The organism is Pseudomaricurvus alkylphenolicus, assembly GCF_011683955.1.
Lineage (GTDB): Bacteria > Pseudomonadota > Gammaproteobacteria > Pseudomonadales > Cellvibrionaceae > Pseudomaricurvus > Pseudomaricurvus alkylphenolicus.
In genome coordinates this window covers 1,245,540-1,269,115 of the sequence record NZ_JAAQPI010000001.1, presented here as the reverse complement: position 1 = coordinate 1,269,115, position 23,576 = coordinate 1,245,540, and the positions used below count along the sequence as shown (strand labels likewise).

At 54.4% G+C, this 23,576-nt stretch carries 21 protein-coding genes; 13 read left to right on the top strand and 8 right to left on the bottom strand.

Annotated features, from left to right (window positions below):
• Positions 1–10: 10 nt before the first annotated feature.
• The 4 genes from HBA55_RS04995 to HBA55_RS04980 are packed head-to-tail and all read right to left on the bottom strand — an operon-like array spanning position 11 to position 3,353.
• The gene (locus HBA55_RS04995) at positions 11–502 is read right to left on the bottom strand and encodes a hotdog family protein (protein WP_166987937.1); all 492 of its coding nucleotides are present in this window, start codon (positions 500–502) and stop codon (positions 11–13) included.
• A gap of 3 nt (positions 503–505) precedes the next feature.
• The gene (locus HBA55_RS04990) at positions 506–1,021 is read right to left on the bottom strand and encodes an FAS1-like dehydratase domain-containing protein (RefSeq protein ID WP_166987934.1); all 516 of its coding nucleotides are present in this window, start codon (positions 1,019–1,021) and stop codon (positions 506–508) included.
• 5 nt (positions 1,022–1,026) lie between these two features.
• Positions 1,027–2,163, bottom strand: coding sequence for a CaiB/BaiF CoA transferase family protein (locus HBA55_RS04985; protein ID WP_166987931.1), 1,137 nt, complete (start codon positions 2,161–2,163; stop codon positions 1,027–1,029).
• 8 nt (positions 2,164–2,171) lie between these two features.
• Positions 2,172–3,353 carry an acyl-CoA dehydrogenase family protein gene (locus HBA55_RS04980; protein ID WP_166987928.1) on the bottom strand — a complete coding sequence of 394 codons (1,182 nt, stop codon included), beginning with the start codon at positions 3,351–3,353 and terminating at the stop codon, positions 2,172–2,174.
• Between the two features lie 244 nt (positions 3,354–3,597).
• Here HBA55_RS04980 and HBA55_RS04975 point away from each other — a divergent pair, with 244 nt between their 5' ends.
• The 10 genes from HBA55_RS04975 (at position 3,598) to HBA55_RS04930 (ending at position 14,557) form a co-directional block, all read left to right on the top strand.
• Complete coding sequence (locus HBA55_RS04975; RefSeq protein WP_166987925.1) at positions 3,598–4,767, top strand: thiolase C-terminal domain-containing protein; 1,170 nt, start codon at positions 3,598–3,600, stop codon at positions 4,765–4,767.
• Positions 4,768–4,770: 3 nt separating this feature from the next.
• The gene (locus HBA55_RS04970; RefSeq protein WP_166987922.1) at positions 4,771–5,250 is read left to right on the top strand and encodes a Zn-ribbon domain-containing OB-fold protein; all 480 of its coding nucleotides are present in this window, start codon (positions 4,771–4,773) and stop codon (positions 5,248–5,250) included.
• Positions 5,243–5,968 carry an enoyl-CoA hydratase/isomerase family protein gene (locus HBA55_RS04965; RefSeq protein WP_166987919.1) on the top strand — a complete coding sequence of 242 codons (726 nt, stop codon included), beginning with the start codon at positions 5,243–5,245 and terminating at the stop codon, positions 5,966–5,968. Before HBA55_RS04970 ends, HBA55_RS04965 begins: the two co-directional genes overlap by 8 nt.
• Positions 5,969–5,976: 8 nt before the next feature.
• Positions 5,977–7,119: a helix-turn-helix transcriptional regulator gene (locus HBA55_RS04960; RefSeq protein ID WP_166987916.1), complete on the top strand. Its 1,143-nt coding sequence runs from the start codon at positions 5,977–5,979 to the stop codon at positions 7,117–7,119.
• 155 nt (positions 7,120–7,274) lie between these two features.
• Entirely contained in the window at positions 7,275–8,072 is a 798-nt protein-coding gene (locus HBA55_RS04955) for an enoyl-CoA hydratase/isomerase family protein (protein ID WP_166987913.1), read from the top strand.
• 113 nt (positions 8,073–8,185) lie between these two features.
• Positions 8,186–9,625 carry a zinc ribbon domain-containing protein gene (locus tag HBA55_RS04950; RefSeq protein WP_166987910.1) on the top strand — a complete coding sequence of 480 codons (1,440 nt, stop codon included), beginning with the start codon at positions 8,186–8,188 and terminating at the stop codon, positions 9,623–9,625.
• A complete protein-coding gene (locus HBA55_RS04945) occupies positions 9,622–10,779 on the top strand; it encodes an acetyl-CoA acetyltransferase (protein ID WP_166987907.1) in 1,158 nt (385 codons plus the stop codon). The genes HBA55_RS04950 and HBA55_RS04945 overlap by 4 nt, the downstream gene beginning before the upstream one ends.
• Position 10,780: 1 nt before the next feature.
• Positions 10,781–11,455: an SDR family NAD(P)-dependent oxidoreductase gene (locus HBA55_RS04940; RefSeq protein WP_166987904.1), complete on the top strand. Its 675-nt coding sequence runs from the start codon at positions 10,781–10,783 to the stop codon at positions 11,453–11,455.
• Positions 11,456–11,539: 84 nt separating this feature from the next.
• Positions 11,540–13,093, top strand: coding sequence for an acyl-CoA synthetase (locus HBA55_RS04935; RefSeq protein WP_166987901.1), 1,554 nt, complete (start codon positions 11,540–11,542; stop codon positions 13,091–13,093).
• 21 nt (positions 13,094–13,114) lie between these two features.
• A complete protein-coding gene (locus HBA55_RS04930; RefSeq protein WP_166987898.1) occupies positions 13,115–14,557 on the top strand; it encodes an aldehyde dehydrogenase in 1,443 nt (480 codons plus the stop codon).
• A 126-nt stretch (positions 14,558–14,683) separates the two neighbouring features.
• Here the strand turns inward: HBA55_RS04930 and HBA55_RS04925 are convergent, their stop codons facing one another.
• Positions 14,684–15,694, bottom strand: a complete 1,011-nt coding sequence (locus tag HBA55_RS04925) for an AraC family transcriptional regulator (RefSeq protein ID WP_166987895.1) — start codon at positions 15,692–15,694, stop codon at positions 14,684–14,686.
• A 265-nt stretch (positions 15,695–15,959) separates the two neighbouring features.
• Here HBA55_RS04925 and HBA55_RS04920 point away from each other — a divergent pair, with 265 nt between their 5' ends.
• Together HBA55_RS04920 and HBA55_RS04915 are read left to right on the top strand one after the other, a co-directional pair.
• Positions 15,960–17,090: an alkylhydroperoxidase-related (seleno)protein gene (locus HBA55_RS04920; RefSeq protein WP_166987892.1), complete on the top strand. Its 1,131-nt coding sequence runs from the start codon at positions 15,960–15,962 to the stop codon at positions 17,088–17,090.
• Between the two features lie 224 nt (positions 17,091–17,314).
• Positions 17,315–17,515: a hypothetical protein gene (locus HBA55_RS04915; RefSeq protein WP_166987889.1), complete on the top strand. Its 201-nt coding sequence runs from the start codon at positions 17,315–17,317 to the stop codon at positions 17,513–17,515.
• On the opposite strand, the gene HBA55_RS04910 is transcribed toward HBA55_RS04915, so the two are convergent.
• The 3 genes from HBA55_RS04910 to HBA55_RS04900 form a co-directional block, all read right to left on the bottom strand.
• On the bottom strand, positions 17,485–18,684 hold the full coding sequence (locus HBA55_RS04910) for an MFS transporter (RefSeq protein WP_166987887.1): 1,200 nt from the start codon (positions 18,682–18,684) through the stop codon (positions 17,485–17,487). The genes HBA55_RS04915 and HBA55_RS04910 overlap by 31 nt on opposite strands.
• 274 nt (positions 18,685–18,958) lie before the next feature.
• Positions 18,959–20,701 (bottom strand): aryl-sulfate sulfotransferase, encoded by a 1,743-nt coding sequence (locus HBA55_RS04905; RefSeq protein WP_166987884.1) that lies wholly within the window; start codon positions 20,699–20,701, stop codon positions 18,959–18,961.
• 60 nt (positions 20,702–20,761) lie between these two features.
• On the bottom strand, positions 20,762–22,276 hold the full coding sequence (locus tag HBA55_RS04900) for an aldehyde dehydrogenase family protein (RefSeq protein ID WP_166987882.1): 1,515 nt from the start codon (positions 22,274–22,276) through the stop codon (positions 20,762–20,764).
• Between the two features lie 204 nt (positions 22,277–22,480).
• On the opposite strand from HBA55_RS04900, the gene HBA55_RS04895 reads away from it, so the two are divergent.
• Complete coding sequence (locus tag HBA55_RS04895; protein WP_206019516.1) at positions 22,481–23,524, top strand: aminotransferase class IV; 1,044 nt, start codon at positions 22,481–22,483, stop codon at positions 23,522–23,524.
• Positions 23,525–23,576 lie beyond the last annotated feature (52 nt).

Below are 23,576 nucleotides of genomic sequence, written 5' to 3'. Positions count from 1 at the left end.
CCTATTGAGTTCACATCGATACTTTTTCGAGCCTAATCGGGCTGAGCCAGGGGTTGTTGTGTTGATCAACAGCAATCGCCACGCTTGCCTGACAACTCGTCGCCTGTCGACTGCCCACGTGGATGGCCAACTCCATTGCCACCCAACCGTAGCCCCATTCTGTGGGCGAAATCTCAGTGACCTTACCCGTCAGCCTCATACGATCACCGGGGTACACCGACGTTTTCATCTGAAACCTCATGGCCCCAAGCCGCCCTTTCGGTCCGCTCCAATCCGTAATCAGTCGTTCAAGCCAGGCGGCTTGATTGGGGGTATTTAAAAAAATATCCCGAGCTCCATTGCGATTGATGGCAAAGTCACGGTCGTGATGCATGGGCCGCCAGTCGCGGCTGGCCATGGCGCCGAGTACCACCGTGGTCGCGGTAACCTCATGCTCCAGGGGAGGAAGCGATTGTCCCACGTGTATGTCCCCCAAACACAGATTGTGAACATCTGCGGTCATTGATTAACCCTCGTTCCTGACATAACCAAGCGCGGTATAACTGTCTGTGCCCACATATTCTCCATCCTGATTCTCATAGACAACATCAATCACCCAAAAACGACCACGACCCAATTTGGTTTGTTTAATATCGCTGATGGATCGAATCACCTGATAGGAATGCAACCGATCCCCCAGGCGCACCGGCTCGCCAAAACGCAACTCATTGTCAGAAATGATGGCTTCAGGCAGTTGCAACCAGCGTTTCAGGTCGAAATGTGCCTGCAGTGGAGTGCATTCTTCTTCGCTACCCGGTCGCCAGTGATGAGGCCGGAACCAGGTTGAGAGCATGGTGGGTGGCGCTATTTTTCCACCGCTAATAGAGTTGGAAACCGCCTCATCCCAAAACAACGGATTACCGTTTTGGACAGCCGCGCAGGTGTTGTAGATATAGCCGCTTTCTACAACGATTTCACTGTCTTCGTGGTGAAGCGGTTTTCCGATCAGCGCCTTTACCGCCTCGGGTATTATCTCCAACATGCTCATTACTCAATAATTCCCAGTGTTATCAGCTCTTCGGTATCCGTCGCGCTGTAGCCACAGGCGGACAAAATATTACGGCTGTCGGATGGTGTTTTTCCCACGTGGGTATCGCTCCCTCGGTCAGCACCGGCCAACACCCGTCCCAATTGCTGAAAATCGCCGTGAGAACCATGGCGCGCCCATTGAAAGTTGCCACGCTGGCGAAAGTGGCTGTCACTCGTAACCTCTGATACAGAGAGCACGGGTGTGACACAGGTGTCCTGATCGGCAAGTAGTGCTGTCCAGTGATCCCGTTCCCTGGATAAGAATAGATCCTGCAGACATTTGCGCAGTTGTGGTTGTATCGACAGTTCGTATTGCTGGGCGACATACCGATCAAGTCCGAGCAGGCGACATAAATTGGCGTAGAACTTATGTTCAATCGCCCCTACCGCGAGAAACTGTTCATCCTTACATCGGTAAATTCCGTACCAGGCGTATTGCCCCGTCAACAGATCGCTGCCACTGGTGTTGGCAACACCGGTGGCCAGATACTTGTCGATATGCAGTGACATCAGTGACAGCACTCCTTCACACACCGCTACATCCAGGTGGCATCCCTCGCCCGCCAGCAATGCGGCCAGGATCGATACGCAGGCGTGCATACCTCCACCCGCGCTGTCAGCGACAGTAGCGCCGGGCAATACCGGACGTCCCTCCCGGTCGCGTCCCGAGCAATCCAGATAACCCGACATCGCCAGATAGTTAATGTCATGGCCCGACCGCTGCGAATAGGGACCATCCTGACCGTAGCCACTGGTAGAGCAATAGACCAATCTGGCATTGACCTGGTGAACTTTATCGAAATCAATGCCAAGCCGATTGACGACACCGGGACGAAAGCTCTCGATCAACACCTGTGACTCGCGTACGAGGTCAAAGAAAATCGCTTTGCCCTGCTCCGCCTTGAGGTTTAAAACCATGCGTCGTGTGCCACGTCCGGCACCGTAGGCGTAGAACTCCGGCGCGATTTGCACACCGGCGGACACCGGCACAATGTGAATCACATTCGCCCCAAAGTCCGCCAGCGTTTGTGCGGCTCTTGCGGCGGGGCCGACGCTCGCCAGATTGAGAACCGTAACTCCTTGAAGAAAATTCATAATCCGCCCTAAAAGTTCTTCGGTAATCCCAGCTTGCGCCGAGCGATAATGTTCTTTTGAACCTCCGAAGAGCCACCACCGATGGTGTCGATCACCGTGTAGGTATAGGTGCTCTCCGCCCGTCCGCCCAGGGGCGCCGTTTGCGTGCCCAGTGCCAGCTGCGAGCCTGGCGAGGCAATGTCCATGGTAGCGTTGGCAACCCGTTGTGATAATTCGGTGGCAAACAATTTGTAACAGGAGGCCTCGTTGGTGGGAGGCTTGCCACCCGCCATGGCCGCCGACACAAACTTCAGCCCCAGCAAGCGTGCCACTTCGCAGTCCGTAACCAACTGACTGATGCGCTGGCGTATCACCGGATCGTCTTTGAGCGGCCTGTCGTTAACCTTGGTTGTCTTGACGTAGTCCACCAGCAGATTTACCCGCGCCTTGATCGGTGAAAAGGTAAACATGGTGAAACGCTCGAGATCCAGAGCCTCGGAGATGTACTGAAAGCCTCTGTTCAGCTCGCCCACGCGGTAGTCATCGTGAACAAAGACATCATCAAAGAAAACCATATTGGTTCGTTCTTTGCCCATGGTCGGCATGGCATGAATGGAGAGGCCGGGATCATCCATTTTCACCAGGAACAAAGTAATGCCGGAGTGCTTGGCGGCCTGGGGATCGGTACGTGCTCCCACCCAATACCAGTCGGCAAAATGCGCAGAGGTGGTAAACATCTTTTGCCCGTTAAGTACCCAGCCATGATCTTTGCGTTCGGCCTTGAGACGCATTGCCGCCGCGTCGGAGCCGGCATTGGGTTCGGAATAACCTACGGCAAATTCAATTTCTGCATCGAGAATTTGAGGCAGAAATTCCTGCTTGAGTTTTTCAGTGCCATGGCGGATCAGTGTTTTTCCGATAATCCCGACACCTTTGCCAATCTGCGGCGCCCCGACCGATGAGAGTTTCTCGTTAAGCAGGTATTCGTAAACCCCATCGATATCGCTGCCGCCATACTCTTTGGGCCAGGTCAGCCCCAACCAGCCTTTCTCTGCCACCTTTTTCATAAAGGCTCTGCGTTTGGGCGTATCGCAGATTTGAGCCATATTTTCCCGCGTTACGTCCATTACCTCTTCATCGTAGTTGTCGCGAATAAACTGATCCACTTCCTTTACAAAGTCGCGCTCCTGTTGGTAAAACTCAAAGTCCATACAAAATCCTCGGAAACCATGCGTTGTGCTGTTCAATGGGATCAGTCTAACGTTCTGGTTGTGACTGTCTGTACCGGACCCATTTCCGATTTGGCCAATCCAATGTCTCATCTGGTCAACGTCAAACACACCTCCGGGCTTGCCACATTTGACACCGGTTCGTCCAGATATCCTACACCCGCTGTCTTTGCCGCACGCTTTTTGGTTTGTAAGCTGATTCAGTCATCTGCAAGCGGACCCATCCATGTTCAAGGAACAAAACACGATCAAAGACAAAGCCGCAATTGTTGGCATCGGCGAAACCCAATTTGCCAAACAACTGCCAGCCAGTGAAACCGAGCTGGCCTGTAAAGCGATTAGCGCGGCACTTAAAGATGCTGGCGTTAGTCCCAGCGAAGTGGACGGCCTGGCTTCTTATACCATGGAATCGACGTCGGACTTCGAACTCGCCAAAAATCTGGGTTTCGGAGACATCACCTTTTTTGGACAGATCGGTCATGGTGGCGGTGGCGGACCGGCGACCCTGGGTATGCTCGCCATGGCGATTGCCACCGGGCAATGCCAGGTAGGCGTGGCCTGGCGCTCGCGCAAACGCGGAAACCCCGAGAGTCGTGTCTGGGCCAACAAGGCGGCGTCGGCAGAGTTGGTCACTGCAGCCAACTGGTCTCGCCCCTGGGGAGTGCTGCGACCGGTGGACGAGGTGTCCCTGATCACACAAAGATATATGCACGAAACCGGCTGCACTCGCCAACACCTGGCCAATGTCGCGGTGTCTATTCGAAAAATGGCGAACAACAATCCCCGCGCAATGATGTACGACAAACCTCTGACTACAGAAGACTATATGGCTGCCCGTTGGATTTCCGAGCCATTGTGCCTCTATGACAACTGCCTCGAATCAGACGGTGCCCTGGCCGTGGTTTTGGTCAGCGCCGAACGGGCCCGCGACTGCAATAGCCCACCCGTCTACCTGCACGCCTTTGGCCAGGGAATCAGTCAACAGTCCCACAGCATGGTTAATTTCTACAGCGAAAACCCGCTGCAAGGTCCCTCCTGGACCTGTGCCAGACAACTGTTCCGTTACTCTGATATTCAGGCTCAGGATATAGACGTGGCTCAGTTCTACGATGCCTTCACGCCTCTGATTCCCTTTTCGCTGGAGGCCTACGGCTTCTGTGGTCATGGAGAAGGTGCTGCGTTTACGGAAGACGGCGGTCTCGACATCAATGGCAAATTGCCATGCAACACCTCGGGCGGCGGCCTTTCCGAAGCTTACGTACACGGCTTTAACCTGATTACCGAGGGAGTGCGGCAGCTACGGGGGCAATCTTGCAATCAAGTGCGAGAGGCGGAGACCTGCCTGGTGACGGCCAGCACATCGGTACCCACCAGTGCTGTCATTTTAAGGAGATAAACAATGACCACCGATTGGCTACTGCCTGAACTGGATGAACTGACGCGCCCTTTTTGGGACGCCTGCAAGCGCGGACAACTGCAACTGCAACGCTGCCGCACTAGCGGTCGCCTGCTGCACCCACCGCGCTGGCAAAGCCCCTGGGACCCTGGCAACGGTGAATATGGCAAACTGGATTGGGTGACTGTTTGCGGCCGTGGCACCATTTGGACAAAGGCTGTGCCACATCCGCCGCTGCTGCCGCCATTTTCGCAGTTTTCCCCCTACAACGTCATCATTGTCGCTCTGGAGGAAGACCCCCGTATTCGCATGATTGGCAACCTGGTGGCCAGACCCCAGGCTCCCATCAATTCGGTAGCGCCAACTGAAATTGAGATTGGCAGCGCTGTACGAGTTGTTTTTGAAAAAATATCCGATGATTTCCACTTTCCCCGTTGGGTGTTGGATACCAGGGAAAACGCCGAGGATTCCAGTCATGTATAAAACTTTGAATATCGAAAAACGTGACGCCGTCGCCATTGTCTTTCTCAACCGGCCAGAAAAGCTCAACGCTTACACCGTACAAATGGGAGAGGATCTCGTCGCTGCCTTCGAAACTCTTCGCACGGACGAAGGCGTTCGCTGCATCGTCCTGACAGGGAACGGTCGCGCTTTTTGTGCGGGAGTCGATTTAAAACAGTTGCAACAACAGTCCGGCAAAGACGACGACCATCTGCCCAAATTGGGGGAAGAGTACTTTGTCAAACGCTTCGCCGAGGATCTGTACCACTTTCCCAAACCCGTGATCTCGGCAATCAATGGCGCAGCCATTGGCGTCGGCGTAACCATGTCAATGCCCTGTGATATTCGCCTGGCGGCTGAGGAGGCAACCCTGAGTATCCCGTTCGTTAAGTTGGGTATCGTACCCGGGCTCGGCAGTTCCTATATGCTGCCGCGCCTGCTGGGATTGGGCGCGGCGAAATGGCTTGCGCTTACGGGTAAAACACTTTCCAGCTCCGAAGCCCTCAGCCTGGGGCTGGTGGACAAAGTGGTAACCGCTGAACGGCTGCTGACAGAAGCTTTGGAGCTGGCCAATGACATCGCCCGTCATTCTCCGCGAGTGGTAAGCCTGATCAAAGACACCCTGAATCAGGGCGCAGCCGCAGGTTCCATAGGCGAAGCCATTGATTACGAGCATGCCGCAAACGCGAAACGATCCTGACTGTCCCTATGCGAATCGACGCCATTCACCGGGAACTTTCCGAGCTGTTGTTCACCCTCTACCACTCCAACTCCCATGGAGAGGGGAAGCGCTGCTTTCTGACCCGACTGGCCGGGTTGATGACCGCTCAGAGAGCCTCTCTGATCGTCATCCCTCCCACCACAACCGGAAATGGGCTGATTTACACCAGTGGTAAAGATGAAGACACATTACTGGCCCAGGACATCATCCAAAGCTATGGCCAATACTACACTCAAGACCCGCTGGTCAATCTGCCGTTGGGCCAACCCGTTACCATTGATGACATTGTTTCTCGCGAAGCGTTTTCAACCAACGAATATTACCGATTATTTTTGGAACCCATCGGTGTTCACTTTGTCGTCGGCCTGGATTGGCGAACAGCTCAGGGAGCCCGCTGTTCCTTGCGTTTGACGCGACGCAAGGAACAAGGCAACTTTGATCGGCAGGACAAAGGGTTGTTGACGATGTTACTGCCACATTTGGAGCAGTCGCTCTCTTTGGGAATTCGTTTACAACTGCAGGACTGTGAAAAACACATCTACTCCAGTACCGTTGCCCGGCGGGCCATCGGCATCATTACGCTAAACAGCTGCCGCCGTATTCTGAAGACCAACAGTACCGCTGAACGCTATCTGGCCGAAGAGGGTTCCGGAATGCAGCGCCTGCAGCATCGTCTCAGGCTGGACGATGTAAACCGCGACGCAATCTTTCAGGATTATGTTTACGAAGCTCTGGATGCGGCGCAACAAGGAGCCACTGCCTATGTGAATGCCTTGTCGCTGTCCTCTACCGAACAACGAACCGGGTACCAACTGGTCATTAAACCTCTGCCTGTGAACAGGGATCATGAATCTGAGGTCACCCCCTATATTGCGATCTATATTCAAAACCCGGACAAAGATCTGGACATTTCCATTAGGACATTAATGAAGCTTTACCAGCTGACTCCCTCAGAAGCCAGTGTGGCAACCTTGTTGGCGGCAGGCCACACCTCCGAGGAAGTGGCGGGAGAACTCAGTGTTAAAAAAAACACCGTTCGAGCCCATATCCGTTCTATTTTTGTCAAGACAGGGGTATCAAGGCAGTCCATGCTGGTCGCACAGATTCTCAAGAGTCTTGCCACGACTTAATTGGGTTCGAGTGGCGCATTCTGCGGGCGGCATGGTGTCAAATTCGGCCGCTTTTGAGTCAACACAGACTTTGCTATGGCCTCCGAAGACGGCGCACTATACGATAACAGCAGGAAACAAAGCGATATGAATCCTGCGCACAGTGAGAATAGCTGATGGATACCGTGATCTACGACAAGCACGACAAGGTGGGGGTCATTACACTGAACCGGCCTGCTCACCACAACGCGTTTAATCTGACCATGATGAACGAGCTGGATCAGATCTGGAAGAGCATTAAGAGCGACTCACAGGTCAACGCCATTATAGTTACGGGCACCGGCAGCAAGGCTTTCTGCACCGGAATGGATTTGTCGGATCTCAGCGCTGAAGAAGCCGATCACATCTGCCGCATACCTCGTGACCAGCAGCCGATATTTCGGTTAACGGCTATACAACAGAAGGTTTGGAAACCCGTCGTGACCGCCGTCAATGGCATGGTCTGTGGCGGCGGTTTTCATTTTCTCGCTGACAGTGATCTGGTGGTCGCAGCTGAACACGCCACTTTTTTCGACAGTCACGTAAAAGTGGGTCTGGTGGCTGGTCTGGAGCCGGTCGGTTTGGCCAGACGAATTCCCCTGGAAAGTGTTTTTCGCCTGGCCTTTTTAGGCGGCGACGAACGTATGAGCAGCGATGAGGCCAAATCCTGTGGCCTGGTGGGAGAAGTTCTCGACGCGGGTCAATTGCTGGATCGCGCCATGACCCTGGCGTCCACCATCAGTAGACATTCTCCAGCCGCGCTGGCCCGTACCAAAAAAGCCATTTGGGACAGCTTGAATACGGGATTGGATCAGGCACTGACGGACACCTGGGAATCCATACTGGCGCATAACTCGCATCCGGACAGCAATGAGGGCGCCAGGGCCTTTGCAGAGAAACGCAAGCCGATATGGCACAAGCCTCCTGAGCTGTAGAGTTCAGCTGAAACACTCACTGCGTTAAAACCGCACCCAGAAACCTTAACGCGGGGCCACTCGATAGAGCCGTGATCGTTCAGCGGCTCCAGGGCACCCTATTGGAAAAAATCATGAGTACTGGAATTGAAAGTTTTGGGGCCTATATTCCCATCACCCGTCTGCCACACTCCGTCATCGCCAAAAAAGGCGTGAAAGCGGGCGGCAGTGAAAAAGCGGTTGCCTGGGCCGACGAAGACGCCATTACCATGGCGGTGGCCGCCGGTGCCAACTGTTTGCGAGATTTGGATCGTTCACAGATCGATATCTTGATATTCGCCAGCACCAGTTTTTCCTTTGCGGAAAAACAGGGGGCCAGTATTGTTGCCAAAGCACTGGACTTGGGGACAAACATCAAGACCGTGGATATCGGTGGGTCGTTGCGCGCGGGCACTCTTGCACTGCAACAGGCCATCGACAGTGTGCTGGCCGGCAGCGCGAGAAAGGTACTGGTGTTGGCAGCGGACTGTCGTATGGCCCCCCCTCATTCCAGTCTGGAAACCAATCTGGGTGATGGAGCCGCCGCCTTTTTGGTAGGGTCAGACAGCGTCATCGCAGAGCTGCAGCACAGCGCCAGTCACGCCAACGACATGATGGATATCTGGCGACGCCAGGGTGATACCTTCGTTCACAGCTGGGAAGACCGATTTGTTAATTTGCATGGTTTCCAGGAGACTGCCCAAGCAGCCATAGCGTCGCTGTTTGAGCAGACAGGTTCCACCGCCGCTGACTATACCCGGGTTTGCCTCTATGCACCCGATGCCCGCAACCACGCCGGTTTGGCTAAATCCATGGGGTTTGCAACCGAGCAGCTTCAGAACCCGCTGTTTGGACAACTGGGCAATACCGGTACCGCCTTCGCCCCTATGCAGTTGATAGCCGCCCTGCAACAGGCGGCACAGGACGACTCTATTCTGGTCGTGAATTACGGTGATGGGGCCGATGCCATCTCGTTTAAAGTGCTGGCCCCTGCAACCGCTTACTTGCCGGTACGACGCGGCGTGGATTTTCACTTGAAACGCCGACGCATCATCGACAGCTATGACAAATATCTCAGCGCTCGCAATCTGACCCCTTCGGAATACCCGGAGCTGGATGACCAGGGTATATCCGCCACCGTGCAGTTCAGAAACCGAGACGAAAACCTGAGCCTGCAGGGGCAGGTCTGCAATCACTGCGGCACGCACCAATTCCCCAAGGGGCGGGTTTGCGTTCGCTGCGGAACCCGCGACCACTGGTCTGCCGTTACCTACGCCGGTATGGGCGCTAGGGTTCTGACCTATACCTTTGACGCTTTTTATCCCTCACCGGAGCCACCCACCGTGGCCACCCTTGTAGAAGTGACGCTGGCCGATGGCAGCGTTGGGCCCCGTATTCATATGCAGTTTGCTGACGCCACTGCCAGCGACATGCGTACAGGCCTTGAGGTGGAATTCACCTTGCGAGTCATCCACCGTGCCGGAAAACGCCCCAATTACTTCTGGAAGTGTCTGCCAATAGGAGAAACCGCATGAGTTTGAAAGACAAGGTGGCCGTTGTCGGAGTCGGTTGCAGCAAGTTTGGTGAAAACTGGAATCGTAGCGAAGAAGACATGATCGTCGACGCTACCTACGAGGCTTACCGGGATGCGGGGATTGATGAGCCGCTGAAACAAATCGACGCCGTTTACTGCGGTTCTCTCTACAGCAAAAATGGTCCGGTTGAGGTTTCCGAGGCACTCAAGCTCTACAAACCAATGACCGCCGTGCAAAACTACTGCGCCACGGGCACGGAGGCCTTTCGTGCGGCATCAATGGCAATCGCTGCCGGTGTTTACGAGACCGTATTGGTGGTCGGTTACGATAAGCCCAAAGACCGGGGTGTCTCCGGACCGTCGGTCAACATCCGTGATGTTCGCGACCTGCCGGCGACGCCCGCTGGCTGGTTTGCCATTTGCGCGAAACCCTACTTCGAAAAGTACGGCGCCGGGCGCGAACAACTCGCCAAGATCGCTGTTAAAAACCATTACAACGGTACCCTATCACCCAATTCGTTCCTTAAGAAGGCCATCACCGTCGATGATGTTTTGAATGCGCGAATGATCTCCTGGCCCTTCGGTCTCTACGATTGTGCGGCCCAGACGGACGGCTGTGCCGTCACCATTGTCACCCGTGCCGATAAAGCCAGACAATTTCGAGACGATCCGGTCTATGTCAAAGCCGTTGCCAGCGGTTGCGCTCCAAACCCCAACACAGATCCGGACTTTGATTTTTGTCGCTGGAGAGCTACAGAAAACGCCGCGGCGGAAGCCTATCGCATGGCCGGTATCAGCAATCCCGGCCAAGACATTCACGTGGCCCAGGTACACGATTGTTTCACTCTGACCGAGCTGCTCAGCTACGAAGACCTGGGCTTTATCGACAAGGGATCTGCTAAGGAGTATATCGACAGCGGCTACTTCGAACTGGACGGCGAATTACCGGTGAATACCGATGGCGGTCTCAAGGCCTTTGGGCATCCCACCGGCGCCAGTGGTGTGCGCATGATCGTTGAAAACGTATTGCAACTGCAAAACCGGGCGGGTAAACGCAAACCCAAACGGCAACCCACTATGGCACTAAGCCACAATATCGGCGGTTTCCCTACCGGGTCCGCAGTCGCCATTCTCGGTATCGAAAAAGGAAGCTAGTATGCGTTTGGATGGAAAAAAAGTTGTCGTAACCGGAGGCAACGGTGCTCTCGGTCGAGCCCTTACCGCACAAGCCATCGAGTTGGGCGCATCCGTCATCGCCCTTGATTTGAGTTTTGCTCCGGAAGTGTCTGCGCAGACTCAAACACTTTGTGCCGACCTGACGGATTTGGCGGAAACACGACGCGTCTTCGAGCACATCGGGTCAGTGGACGTCGTTTTTAACATCGCAGGAGGGTTTGCCATGGGTACACGGGTAGCTGCCGATAGCGACGATGAGTGGGAAAAAATGTTTGCACTGAACGTCGCCACCACTCGCAATGTGATTAGGGCGGTGGTGCCCTCTATGGTCGCCGCCGGACGGGGAAGCATCGTAAACGTCGGCGCCGCTGCGGCTTGTCAGGGGCAAGCCGACATGAGCGCCTACACAGCCTCCAAGAGCGTGGTGATGCGTTTGACGGAAAGCCTCGCCCAAGAGTTAAAAGGCGAGGGTATCAACGTCAATGCCGTATTGCCCGGAGTCATTAACACCGCCGCCAATCGCGCCGCCATGCCGGATACCGATCCGTCACAGTGGGTAGAGCCGACGGATCTGGCCCTGGCCATGTGTTTTCTCGGTTCCGATGCCGCCAAAGCCATTCACGGAGCCCTGGTACCCGTGACCGGTGCAAATTGACCAGAATTTTCGCCGCCATAGAACATGTCCAGGCAGCCGCACATCTTCTATTCTCTATCACTTTGACAGGATGGAGGAACACCCATGACGGATTTCGGCTTCTGGCATTTTGCCCAAAAGGACCCGTCTGCATTAGGCCTTGTGTCTCCCGACGGTACCGAGTACTCACGGGGGGCGCTTTTTTCTGAGTCGAATCAACTTGTCCATGGCCTGCGAGCCAGAGGTCTAAAAACTGGCGACGCCGTCGCCGTCTGTATGCCCAACTGCAAAGAGCTGCTGAGCTTAAGCCTTGCCACCTTTCAGGCAGGTTTTTACCTCGTGCCCATTAACTGGCATCTGTCGGCCAGTGAAATTGCGCATCTGCTTCAGGACAGCACTGCAGGTGTGTTTGTCTCGGATCAACGCATCGCCGAGACCGCGAGCACAGCCGTTGAGCTGGCCGGCTTTAATGCCGACAACGCTTTTTCGATTGGCAGGATTCCCGGCTTTCAACCCTTTGACACACTTACCATAGGCCAGCCGGATACTCTGCCAGACGACCGCACATCGGGGGCGGTGATGAACTACACCTCGGGCACCACCGGCAAACCCAAAGGTGTGCAGCGCCCACTCACCGGAATCGATCCCGAAACCGGTGCGCAGATGGCCACCGGACTGCTGCAGATGCTCGGCAGTAAACCTGAGGACGGTAACGTTAATATTACCGGCTCACCACTTTATCACACCGCCGTACTGGTGTGGGCCAATGCCTCCCTGCATCTTGGCCATCCCATTGTACTGATGGACAAATGGGATGCGGAGGATATGTTGCGTTTGATCGAGCAATACAAAGTCACTACCGCCCATATGGTACCGACCCAGTTTATCCGCCTATTGAAGCTGCCGGAAGCCGTACGACACCGGTACGACTGCTCCTCCACCCGCCGTATGGTGCACGCGGCAGCGCCCTGCCCGCCGGATATCAAGCGCGCCATGATCGAATGGTGGGGCCCCTGTATCTACGAATACTATGCCGCCAGTGAGGGCGGCGGTGCCATGGTATCGCCACAGGAATGGTTGCAATATCCCGGCACCGTGGGTAAAGCCTGGCCAAATGCCGACATCAAGATCTTTGACGACGCCGGCCGTGAACTGCCCCCCGGCGAGCAAGGTACCGTGTACATGCGACTGGGTGACCGCGGTCACTTTCAATACAAAGGCGACGAACGGAAAACCCGGGAAAGCCGCATCGATAATTACTTTACGGTGGGTGACGTCGGCTATCTGAATAACGAGGGGTATCTGTTTCTGTGCGATCGCAAGATCGACATGATTATTTCCGGCGGAGCCAATATTTACCCGGCTGAAATCGAGAACCAGTTGATCCTGCACCCCAAGGTCGCCGACTGCGCAGTATTCGGTATCCCCAATGAAGATTGGGGCGAGGAAGTTAAAGCCGCCGTACAACTATCGGAGGGTACATCACAATCCGAGTCAACCACTGCTGAACTGATGGACTTTTTGGGCGAACGACTGGCCAGGATGAAGCTGCCCAGATCCATAGACTACTTGAGTGAACTGCCACGGGACCCCAGTGGCAAACTGTTCAAGCGACGCCTGCGTGACCCTTACTGGGAAGAATACGAATCACAGGTTTAAATCTCCCGCGGAAAAAACACCATGAACATTTCAAGCTACCAACATTTCTATATCAACAACGAATGGCAAGCACCATCCGGTCACGCCGAGTTTTCTGTGATCAATCCGGCCACAGAACGAATCATCGCCACTGTACCTAAAGGTGAAAACGCTGATATTGACCGCGCCGTCGCTGCGGCACGGGAGGCCTTTGACAAAGGCCCCTGGCCACGCATGAGTGCCGCCGAAAGAGCGCAGTGCATGAAAGAGCTGTCCGCTGCTTTACAGGCGGATTTACCCGCACTGGCGGCCCTGATTACTCAGGAGATGGGGAGCCCCATGTCGTTTTCCCTGCCGGGTCAGGCCTACGCGTCCACTATGGTACTGGATTACTATGCACAACTGGCGCAGTCCTACCCATTTGAGGAACAGCGCGCCGGCTTACAAAAACCGCTGTTGGTGCGGGGTCTCCCGGTTGGTGTCGTGGCTGCGATTACCCCCTGGAATGTACCCCTGTTTACACTGATGCTGAAACTGGCCCCGGCCCTGGCAGCGGGCTGTACCCTGGTGCTTAAGCCCTCCCCCGAAACTCCGCTGAGTACCTACGCCCTGATAGAAGCAGTGGCAAAAACGTCGATTCCCCCAGGCGTAATCAATCTGGTACCCGCCGACAGAGATGTTGGCGAATACCTGGTTTCGCACCCGGGCGTCGATAAGGTCTCTTTCACTGGCAGCACAGTCGCGGGCCGAAAAATCGGCGGCATCTGCGGACAACAGCTCAAACGCTGCACCCTGGAACTGGGAGGAAAATCTGCCGCCATTATTCTCGACGATGCCAACCTCGACAAGGTCGTGCCTGAACTGCTGCCCGCAGCCATTATGAATAGCGGCCAAGCCTGCATCGCGCAAACGCGAATCCTGGCGCCCCGACAACGCTATACAGAGATTGTAGAAACCTTCAGTGCTGCCTTTAGTAGTCTTAAGGTCGGAGATCCCATGCAGCAGGACACACACATCGGGCCGCTGTTTTCTCAACACCACCGCGAACGTGTGGAATCCTATATCAATTTGGGTCAACAGGAGGGAGCAAGCGTCGTCACCGGCGGCGGACGCCCCAGGCATTTGGAGCGAGGCTGGTACATAGAACCCACCCTGTTTGCAGACGTGGACAACAACATGCGAATTGCTCAGGAAGAAATCTTCGGCCCGGTTGTGGTTATGATTCCCTACGACAGTGACGCCGATGCGGCGCGTATCGCCAATGACTCCGACTATGGACTCTCGGGTTCCGTATGGGGTGAAGATACGGAGCGCGGCCTGGACATTGCCAGGCAAGTGCGTACAGGCACCTATACGGTAAATGGATTAAGCCTGGATTTTAACGGACCGTTCGGAGGATTCAAACAGTCCGGGTTGGGAAGGGAATTGGGACCGGAGGGATTGCAGGCTTATCTGGAAACTCAGTGTATTGCTCTGCAGTCTTAGCTTGGGCCGTCTTCGAGACGCTGGTCAGCTTTACAGCCCGTTCTTGCTGACCAGACGTAACCTGAAGAAGCAACGTAGCCTGGTGATCGCCGCATCAATAAAGAGCCACTACCACGCCGCCTACCCTTACAACAACTTCCGATAAGCCAATGGCGTAACCCCCATCCAACCTTTAAACGCACGGATAAAAACACTGGAATCAGAAAACCCCAACTTAAAGGAGATTTCCTCCACACTATCCTGCTTTCTATTAAGGTGAAAGATCGCCATGTCCCGACGTATATCGTCTCTAAGCGTCTGAAACCGGTATCCCTCAGCCTTCAGCTTGCGCCGCAACGTATAATCCGCAATACCCAGCTGGTCTGCTATGTCTTTCATATCTGAGGAGCCATGTCCGTCCCGGAAAATATTCTCCAACAAGAGCCGGACCCTGGTCGCCGTGGTTTGCCCCTGCCTGGGCCTGCTGATAAAAGACGGGAAGGCGTCCTCAAGCAGGCCGGCAAGTTCCGTATTGGTTCTGCTACAGCTTTTCTCCATTAGACTGGAATCAAAGCGGATTTGATTGCGTGAGCAGTCGAAGTTGACCCTCGCACCGTAGTATAAAAGCCGATACTCCTCACTGTAAAAGGGCTCTGGAAAACTGAGACTGACGCCCTTCAGGGGTATAAGGTCTTTCGCCTGCCAGCACAAGAAACGGTGAAAGATTGCCAGTGTTTGCTCGATCATATAGTGGTTGTCGGTACCGCCAACCTCATGCGCCTGAAGAGCGAATACAATCTCATCAGCAGACACATAAAGCTCAGCGGCTAGCCCACCCTGAATCAGGTTAACCGCACTCTTCAAGATACCCAGGCTTTCCGCCAGGGTATTGGCGCTATGACAGGCTTGGAACATCAGGCCAAAGCTGCCGATCGGCATGGGGTCTCTCAACAGACCATAGGATTCATCCCCCAGGAGCCCTGCGATGGACTGGCAGAGCCTGGCAAAGTCCACCGTTGAAATTCGAAAACGGGGGTTGGTCAGTAACAATGGAGACAGGCCCTGTTGCTCTAACAGGTCCTCTGGGGAATGCCCTTGCGTTGCCGCTCCTTCCAGCAGGCGCTGCACGAATATGGGGGCGACAGTGACGATGGTCAACGCTGACTCCTGTAGCGACATTGAATGTACTCGGTCAATACAGTGTAAGGTAAAGCATGTTTTTCTGTTTGTCGACGCCTAGGCATTTTAGTCAATCATTGGCTAAAGTACCCATATTGGCGCTATTTTTCAGTTACGGTAAGACTGACACCTCCCCCACTTGAAATACAAGGTGTCAGGTAATATCAATATTGAGATACCCTGATGAAAGCGCCTCAATCTACCGAACAACCGCCCTTGCGGGTCAAATCAGGAGATTCTAGCAGTGGACAACATAGACTATAGTCACGCCAGGTATCCGGTTCGGAATGACTTTACGGAGGGTCATAGACGCTACTGGAAACGGCTTGCACAGCCGGGCAACTGGTTTACCGGCGCGCAGCGAATTGACATCGCACGGGAAGTCAGAGCCGCGCGGGATTGTGAATTATGCAAAAAACGAAAGACCGCCCTGTCTCCCAATGCTGTGTCCGGGGAACATGATTCTGTTACCAATCTGCCCGACGTCGTTGTGGACGTGATCCACCGGGTCATTAATGATAACAAGAGGCTCAGCAGGCACTGGCTCGAAGGCGTTATCGAGCAGGGGCTGACCCGCGAACAATATATTGAAGTACTGGGCACCACCTTGCATGTATTCATGATCGATGAGTTTTGCCGCGGCATCGGCGAACCACTCAATGAACTGCCGCAACCGATTGACGGTGAACCCAATCGTTATCGTCCTGTTGACCTGATAGATGTGGGTGCCTGGGTTGAGGTGTTACCTAACGAGATCGACGCCGGCGCGCCTGAGGCAGACCTCGCTGGCAAGCTTGTCTATAACGTCTATCGGGGGCTCAGTCTGATTCCTGATGAAGTTCGCACGGTATTTGACCTGATCGCCATCCATTATCTCGCCGACGAAGAAATTAAGGATTTTCGAACAGGTTTTGGCGGACCGCTTAGCCGCTACCAAAAAGAAGTGGTCGCCACGCGGATATCGTCGTATAACGATTGCTATTACTGTACCTCAGGCCATGCGATGATGCTGCAAACCAGTCTCCATCTCACAAGCTCTGAGGCTGTCGATCTGGTTGGATTGACCGATCCTGATTGCAAGGAAATCGTGGGAATACCTCATTCCTCAGCGCTTATTCGATTTTGCGATGCCTTTATGGCTGATGACCCGGAGGCACTGGCGTCGGCGAGAGAATTGCTTGTTACTGAGTTTGGCCCGGAAGCGATGGTGGATACGGCTGGTATTGCTTCAAACTTTCAGCGGATGAACCGGATAGCGGACGCAACAGGTTTGCCGTTGGATTCGCTGGGGAACAATAAGCTGAACGCATTGAGAGATTCCCTTAATGGGCAACTTGGCATTGATCAATATCGATCGGTGATCAATAAAAAATAGCGTTTCTAAGAAGTCGCTCGTAAGGCGCACTATTATGAGAACCGATTTGAACTTTCGAGCCCTTCGGATAATGACCTGGCTAAGAAGCCGATTTTCCAGAAGGTGAAGGGGGTTTCTGTTACCGTAAAGCCGGTTTATGCCGACCCCGTTGCGATCAGTAGATTTTTGGGCCATAAGGGACGGGCTACGACTGAGCCGGTCATATCTGAGAAAGGATAACAAGAATGAAGTCTTACGCGCTGCAGATGAAAGATCGTTTCAATGCCGGTTTGGTTAAACACTCGCTGAACGTAGTGTCGGTTGCCTGCATGCGCTCGATTGGCAGCCTGCCGTGTTCGCAGATTGAAAACGCCGGAGATGGCATTACCCCAAAGCGTGCCGGCTTGAAAAACTATCAGCAGGCGGGATCGAGCCCGCCTTTCTGACGATGAAGCGCCGGCCAGAAGATCAAAAACAACGACGCTGCAAACAGCCCCATACCCAGCAACAACACTGAATGGTATCCAGAGCCGGCCAGCGCCATGGCGGCGACGGCCGGCCCAATAGCAAGACCGATTTTTTGCATGGCCACCGCATAGACCACGGTTGCGCCGGTGTTATCCAGGGAAGACATCACCCCCAACAAATAAGGGTGTGTCATGTTCCAACCGAAATTATAAAGACAGACGACGGTCGCAAACACCAGGGGTGTGGTGTTACTGAACAGATACACAAGAGGCAGGATGCCGAACAGAATACCGGCGGTAAGAGGCACCACTCGCCCGAACCGGGTCGCCACCATGGCTGCAGTCAGTGCTCCGGCAATACCGGCGAATTGCGCCACCCCCAAACCATAAGCCACTTCGTTTTCACTCAACCCTGCATCCGTGCCAATCAAGAACAGGTAGGACCAGACAGCGCCCTGAGCGGCGAAATACACCATCATGGCGGCCAGTGCAGAAAGGCGCTTTGGCCATGGCGAACTTGAAGAGTCATTGGCATGCGAGCTATTTCGTATTCCCGCAGAAGGCAGTTTGCGCACACAGCCGAGACACAGAATCCCAGTAGCGATAAACAAGACCACTATTGCCGAATAACCCCCAAACAGAAACAACATCGGCGCCACGGCAACGACAAGCGCTCCGTAAGTGAGAGCCCCCGTAACCGCAAAACCGAAGCAGCGATCAGGCTGTGGCAGTCGACCTACCGCCGCGAATCCCAGCGAGACCAACCCGCCAGCCCCAAGCCCAGCAATAAAGCGACAGATTGACAAGGTAGTGGCATCATTGGCCAGCAAACTGGACACATTGGCGCACAGCATTAAACCAACGGAGATATAGATCAAGCGGTGCCAATGAAAGCGGGACACCAATACCACCATCGCGATGGTCGTCACCGCAAAACCCCACATTTCTGCAGAGAGAATATATCCTGATTGTTCGGCACTAAAGCCGGCGTATTCCGTCAAGGCTTGAACCACAACCGGCTGAATGATCACAACTTGCGCCCCAGTCACGACCGTTAGTATCGCGGGCAGCAGCGCACGCCAGTTGACGGCAGCGGAAACCGGTTCTGACACTGTGCAGGCGATATCAATTTCAGCGGTTTCCCTCATGGACCTCTCCAGCGGAAGCGTTGGACAAAGAGCAGTCTTCTCAATTAGTGTACATCCGGAAACACTGTTTAAGTCTGGACCGCAAACAATTGGTGGATTACGGCTATGCCTAATTCACCCTACAGTCCTGGCTTAAATAGAGTTTTCAGATGGACACTAATTAGTAATATCTGAACATATCCCTGGGTTTCTGGTGCCCTAAAAAAATGGCTCACAGAAAACCTGCGAGCCACTAACCTAATCAAGGTCGAACAAGAACACGGTTCATCAAAACTCAGTGCGTGCCTTTGTTGCTGCGGTAAAGGCTTGGGGTACGAAATCCACCGTAGACTTCCCACTGCAACAAATCGTTTTTGTCCTCAATATCCACTGAGAACACCACCTCGGTCGGCGAGTTACGGGCGTATTCACGCACCCGGCCGCCCATGGGAAAATCATCGACGTGTAAGGTGGGCTCCCAGTCGTTCCAGGTCATGCCCGCCACTCGCGGAACGCAAAAAGCGTACACCGCGAGTATATTGTCGGTACTGGGAAGACGATGGGCATCACCCATGGCCCAGGCATTACAAGGTGTTTCGCCCGGCGTGTCTTCGGAAGACCACACCTGGGTAACGGTCATATTTTGCTCATCGATTTTGTATTCCACTGCGCGGCTATAGGCTTCTTCCGGCGGCAGGCCTTCGCCAAAAGGTCGCGCCCGCATCATGCCGTTATCAAACACCACCAGGGTGCCCGCTTCGCTCACTCGCGGGTTATGGGCGTGGTAGGGCCAGATCAAATCCCCCTGGGGTTGCAACAGTTTCGATTGTAAATGCTCGGGCCAATCGCTGTGCTCACCCAGGATCCAGACAATGTCACCGCTGTTGCGATCAATCTTAATTATGGCGTCCTGCAGCCGCAAAGATATGATGACAGCGTCTTCATCGGCGACATAATCAAGCCCGTTGCCGTGGGTCCAGTCCAGGGTTCCCTCAAAACCACGGGTATGCCAATAAGCCATAAAGGTGTTGTACCCGATACGAAAGGGATCGAGATGATCAAAAGTATCCCAGCTCCACAGCACTTCGCCTTCGCGATTAAACTCGATGATTTTATCCCCCATGATGGTTTGGGTCTTACGGGGTGCATCGGGATCAATCTCACTGGTGTAGTAGTTATCAAAGGTTTTTTCGTTGGCGGTAAAGCCCAGAAAATGGCCATTGGGCATTTCGTGGGGTTGGTGATGCAGCGTCTGCGCTCCGGCAATGGCAACGGCGTTGGCTTTCGGTCCCTGCGGCCGAAGTCCGGCATACCACTCCGAAACCTTGTTGCCCAGCATATCGATTTCGATGGAACTGAAATCCGCCCGATGCAGAACCAGGTTACCATTGCTAAGCTGTTCAATGCCGGCATTGCGTGTGTCGTTTTTGTAGTACCAGATCACCTCACCCTGGTTATCCAGGCCAAGCAGCAAACCCCACTCCCGAGCAAATTTGAACTGCTTGTCGGTGAACATGGCCCCGCGGCCCACCGGACGGCGGCGCACACTCAATAACGTAAAGCCCGGTTCCATTTTATCGCTGTTGGCGACGTTCACCTTCACCTGCGGAAATTCCAGAGGCGAAACCGGCAGTGGCGGTGTTGTAAAACCAAGTTGGTGGTTTGCCGCTAATCTGGCTCCGGATGTATTTTCCAATCTCAACGTAAACCTGTGCTGCCGGTCCGCCCGCATACCCACGATTGCCAGGGACTTTTTGGCTTCGTAGGCGCTGTCGAAGTCCAGCGTCCAGCGGCGTTGGCCATCGTCCACATCCACCCAGGCCTTTACCGGTTGGCTGGTTTCAAATTCAATCAGCGCCGCCAGGGGCACGCGGGGATTCGGGTTTGGCAACACCCGGGGAGCCTGCACAAATGTCAGACTCCCTTGTTGAGCAACGTCGTCAGACGTTGAACTCACTTGCACACATCCGGACAGAAACAATGCTCCCAACAGCGCGATCAGGCAGCCCAGGTTCTGCCGCTTAAGCAACGTCGACATCAAAGTACCTCGTTGTTGAATTGGTGAAACGAAGAGTGATCCAAAAATGACTGCGGGCCGTCAGCTCAAAGCCACCACCACTGACTTGGGCTCAAGGTATTCCTCCACCCCCAGGCGACTGCCCTCGTGTCCCCAACCGGACTGTTTATGCCCGGCAAACGGCAGACCTTCGTCAAAAGCAAAGGCGCAATTGATCCAAACAGTGCCCGCATTGATTTCAGCCGCCAGGGCATGGGCGCGACTCAAGTCGTTGGTCCAGATGCTGGCCGTTAATCCGTAAGGTGTGTTGTTGGCTTCTTTGGTGACCTCGACGATATCCGAAGCATTTTTGATCGGGGTCGCGGTTAATACCGGCCCAAACACTTCTTCGCACATCACGCTTATCGACGGGTCTCGACACACCATCACCGTAGGCTCAACAAAATACCCAGGGCGATCCAGCGCTTTACCGCCAGTGAGAATTTCAGCACCGTCCTTGATGCCAGACTCGATGTAGTCACACACACGCTGTTTCTGCACGGCGGAAATCAAAGGCCCCATATCAGAACTCGGATCGTTCCCCGGCCCGACTTTGATGGCTGCCGCCAGTTCGGAAACCCGCCCCATTACCTGATCAAAAATACGTTCGTCCACCAACAGGCGTGAACCGGCAAAACACATCTGGCCGGCATTAACAAACATACCATCGATCACGCCCTGGGCAGCTTTGTCGATATCCGCATCTTCACAGATGATGACCGGCCGATTGCCTCCCAGTTCCAAACCGACTTTTTTCAGATTGGTTTTTGCCGCAGCCTCAGCAATTAACTTGCCCACCTGAGTGGAACCGGTAAACGCCACCTTATCGACGTCCATATGGGCAGCCATCGCTGCCGGAACCTCCGGACCATTGGCGGTAAGAATATTGACCACGCCCGGGGGGAATCCGGCCTCCATGATCAGCTCACCGAGACGCAGAGTGGTCAAGGGCGTTTCCTGTGCCGGCCTTAACACAACAGTGCAACCGGCCGCCAGAGCCGGTGCCAACTTGGCAATCGCCATGACCAGCGGCACGTTCCAGGGGACGATTGCCGCAACCACACCGATCGGCTGGCGCAGGCTATAAGCATGATAGGCCGGTCCCTGGGCGCCATCGCCCCGGAAGTCCGGAAAGGAGATATCCAGCGTGGTGCCTTCGATCTTGGTGGTCCAGCCCGCGTAATAGCGTAGGGTATCTGCCGAGCCCTCCACATCCAGATGACGAGCCAGTTCCATCACTTTGCCCTGGTTCATCACTTCCATTTCTACAAGAGCATCAGCATTGGCTTCCAGCAGGTCGGCCAGACTCCACAACAGGCGGCAACGCTCGGCCGGTGGCATGCGGCGCCAGGACTTACCCTCGAATGCCTGGCGCGCGGCAGCCACTGCGGTGTCCACATCAGCCACCGCAGCATCAGTGACCCGGGCGATTTCCTCACCGGTGGCCGGATTAAACACGGGAAACGCCTCCCCACCGGAGGACATAACCCATTCTCCATTGATCAGCATGGGGCGGGTCTGGCCAATAAATGAGGCGACGGAGAAAGATTCGGACATTGGGTGCTCCTGTTGTAAGCCCTGGTACTCGATGCAGATGCTTTCATTATAGATGACAATCATTATTGTACTACATTTAATCTATGTCAATGGATATATTTCCGCTTTATTCTGTATTTATCCATTTTATTGTAGTACATTATTGGTGAGTTTTTTATTCTCCTACATATAGGAGAGACGTAGCACAACACCAGGATTCCAACTATGACCATCATCGAAAGCGCCCAGGCACAGACGCCGCCATCAGCAACCGCGAGTGAAATGCCCATTCGAGTCGGCGAGATCATGGCCAGCCATCCGGCCCACCACCAACTGCCCCATGCCAGTGAATACGCCCAGGGCTCTGCCTTTATTATTGACCACTGCTGCCCCATCGACCGGGCCGCCATCCCCATTACCGATTTGGGCTTTAGTCGCGCGGACGCGGTTTACGATGTGGTTACCGTCAGTCGGGGCAATTTTTTCCGCTTGGAGGAACACCAGCAGCGTTTTGCCGAGTCCTGCGAGCGCATTCGGGTAAGCAATCCGCTCAACCGCGAACAAGAAGCAAAGCTGCTCCACCAACTGGTGGCCCTGACCGGGTTTAAGGATGCCTATGTCTGGTGGGCGGTGACTCGCGGCAAAACTCCCATGGACTCATCCCTGAGACTCAAGCCGGAGGCGTTTGAAAATCGCCTTTACGCTTACGTATTACCGTACATTTTTATTGCCAATGACGATCGTCGCCAGAGCGGATTAAACGTCGCTGTCAGCAGGGACTATATTCGCATTCCACCCAATGCCGTGGACCCAACCGCAAAGAACCTTAACGGTTTGGACTTTGCGATGTCGCTCTACGAAGCCGGCGACCGGGGTGCTGACTGGGCGGTGGTTACCGACGGCGAAGGTCATGTGGTGGAGGCCCCCGGCTCCAATTTATTTGTTATCAAGAACGGTGTGGTCAGTACGCCACAAAGCGGTTGTCTTCAAGGCGTTACTCGCCAATCCACGCTGGACCTCTGCAACGAAGTCGGCGTGAAAACGGAAACCCGCCTGGTGAAAACGCAAGAACTGCTCGATGCCGATGAAGCCTTTGTCACTTCCTCCGCCGGCGGCATCATGCCCATCAACAGCGTGGATGGAAAACCTCTGGGCGGCTGTGAAGGCCCCGGCGCCTTGACTACCCGACTGCACAATCTCTATTGGGAAAAACGTTGGAACGGTTGGGACGCCACTCCGGTAAACTACGACGACCTCCCCTCCTGCTGATACAGAATCGTAGAAACTGTACTGCTGCAAACGGTTATAAATAAGTTTCCGT

Bases quoted from the DNA above. Each gene is read 5' to 3' on its own strand.
- HBA55_RS04995 (WP_166987937.1), bottom strand. From the start codon at position 502: ATGACCGCAGATGTTCACAATCTGTGTTTGGGGGACATACACGTGGGA.
- HBA55_RS04990 (WP_166987934.1), bottom strand. From the start codon at position 1,021: ATGTTGGAGATAATACCCGAGGCGGTAAAGGCGCTGATCGGAAAACCG.
- HBA55_RS04985 (WP_166987931.1), bottom strand. From the start codon at position 2,163: ATGAATTTTCTTCAAGGAGTTACGGTTCTCAATCTGGCGAGCGTCGGC.
- HBA55_RS04980 (WP_166987928.1), bottom strand. From the start codon at position 3,353: ATGGACTTTGAGTTTTACCAACAGGAGCGCGACTTTGTAAAGGAAGTG.
- HBA55_RS04975 (WP_166987925.1), top strand. From the start codon at position 3,598: ATGTTCAAGGAACAAAACACGATCAAAGACAAAGCCGCAATTGTTGGC.
- HBA55_RS04970 (WP_166987922.1), top strand. From the start codon at position 4,771: ATGACCACCGATTGGCTACTGCCTGAACTGGATGAACTGACGCGCCCT.
- HBA55_RS04965 (WP_166987919.1), top strand. From the start codon at position 5,243: ATGTATAAAACTTTGAATATCGAAAAACGTGACGCCGTCGCCATTGTC.
- HBA55_RS04960 (WP_166987916.1), top strand. From the start codon at position 5,977: ATGCGAATCGACGCCATTCACCGGGAACTTTCCGAGCTGTTGTTCACC.
- HBA55_RS04955 (WP_166987913.1), top strand. From the start codon at position 7,275: ATGGATACCGTGATCTACGACAAGCACGACAAGGTGGGGGTCATTACA.
- HBA55_RS04950 (WP_166987910.1), top strand. From the start codon at position 8,186: ATGAGTACTGGAATTGAAAGTTTTGGGGCCTATATTCCCATCACCCGT.
- HBA55_RS04945 (WP_166987907.1), top strand. From the start codon at position 9,622: ATGAGTTTGAAAGACAAGGTGGCCGTTGTCGGAGTCGGTTGCAGCAAG.
- HBA55_RS04940 (WP_166987904.1), top strand. From the start codon at position 10,781: ATGCGTTTGGATGGAAAAAAAGTTGTCGTAACCGGAGGCAACGGTGCT.
- HBA55_RS04935 (WP_166987901.1), top strand. From the start codon at position 11,540: ATGACGGATTTCGGCTTCTGGCATTTTGCCCAAAAGGACCCGTCTGCA.
- HBA55_RS04930 (WP_166987898.1), top strand. From the start codon at position 13,115: ATGAACATTTCAAGCTACCAACATTTCTATATCAACAACGAATGGCAA.
- HBA55_RS04915 (WP_166987889.1), top strand. From the start codon at position 17,315: ATGAAGTCTTACGCGCTGCAGATGAAAGATCGTTTCAATGCCGGTTTG.
- HBA55_RS04910 (WP_166987887.1), bottom strand. From the start codon at position 18,684: ATGAGGGAAACCGCTGAAATTGATATCGCCTGCACAGTGTCAGAACCG.
- HBA55_RS04905 (WP_166987884.1), bottom strand. From the start codon at position 20,701: ATGTCGACGTTGCTTAAGCGGCAGAACCTGGGCTGCCTGATCGCGCTG.
- HBA55_RS04900 (WP_166987882.1), bottom strand. From the start codon at position 22,276: ATGTCCGAATCTTTCTCCGTCGCCTCATTTATTGGCCAGACCCGCCCC.
- HBA55_RS04895 (WP_206019516.1), top strand. From the start codon at position 22,481: ATGACCATCATCGAAAGCGCCCAGGCACAGACGCCGCCATCAGCAACC.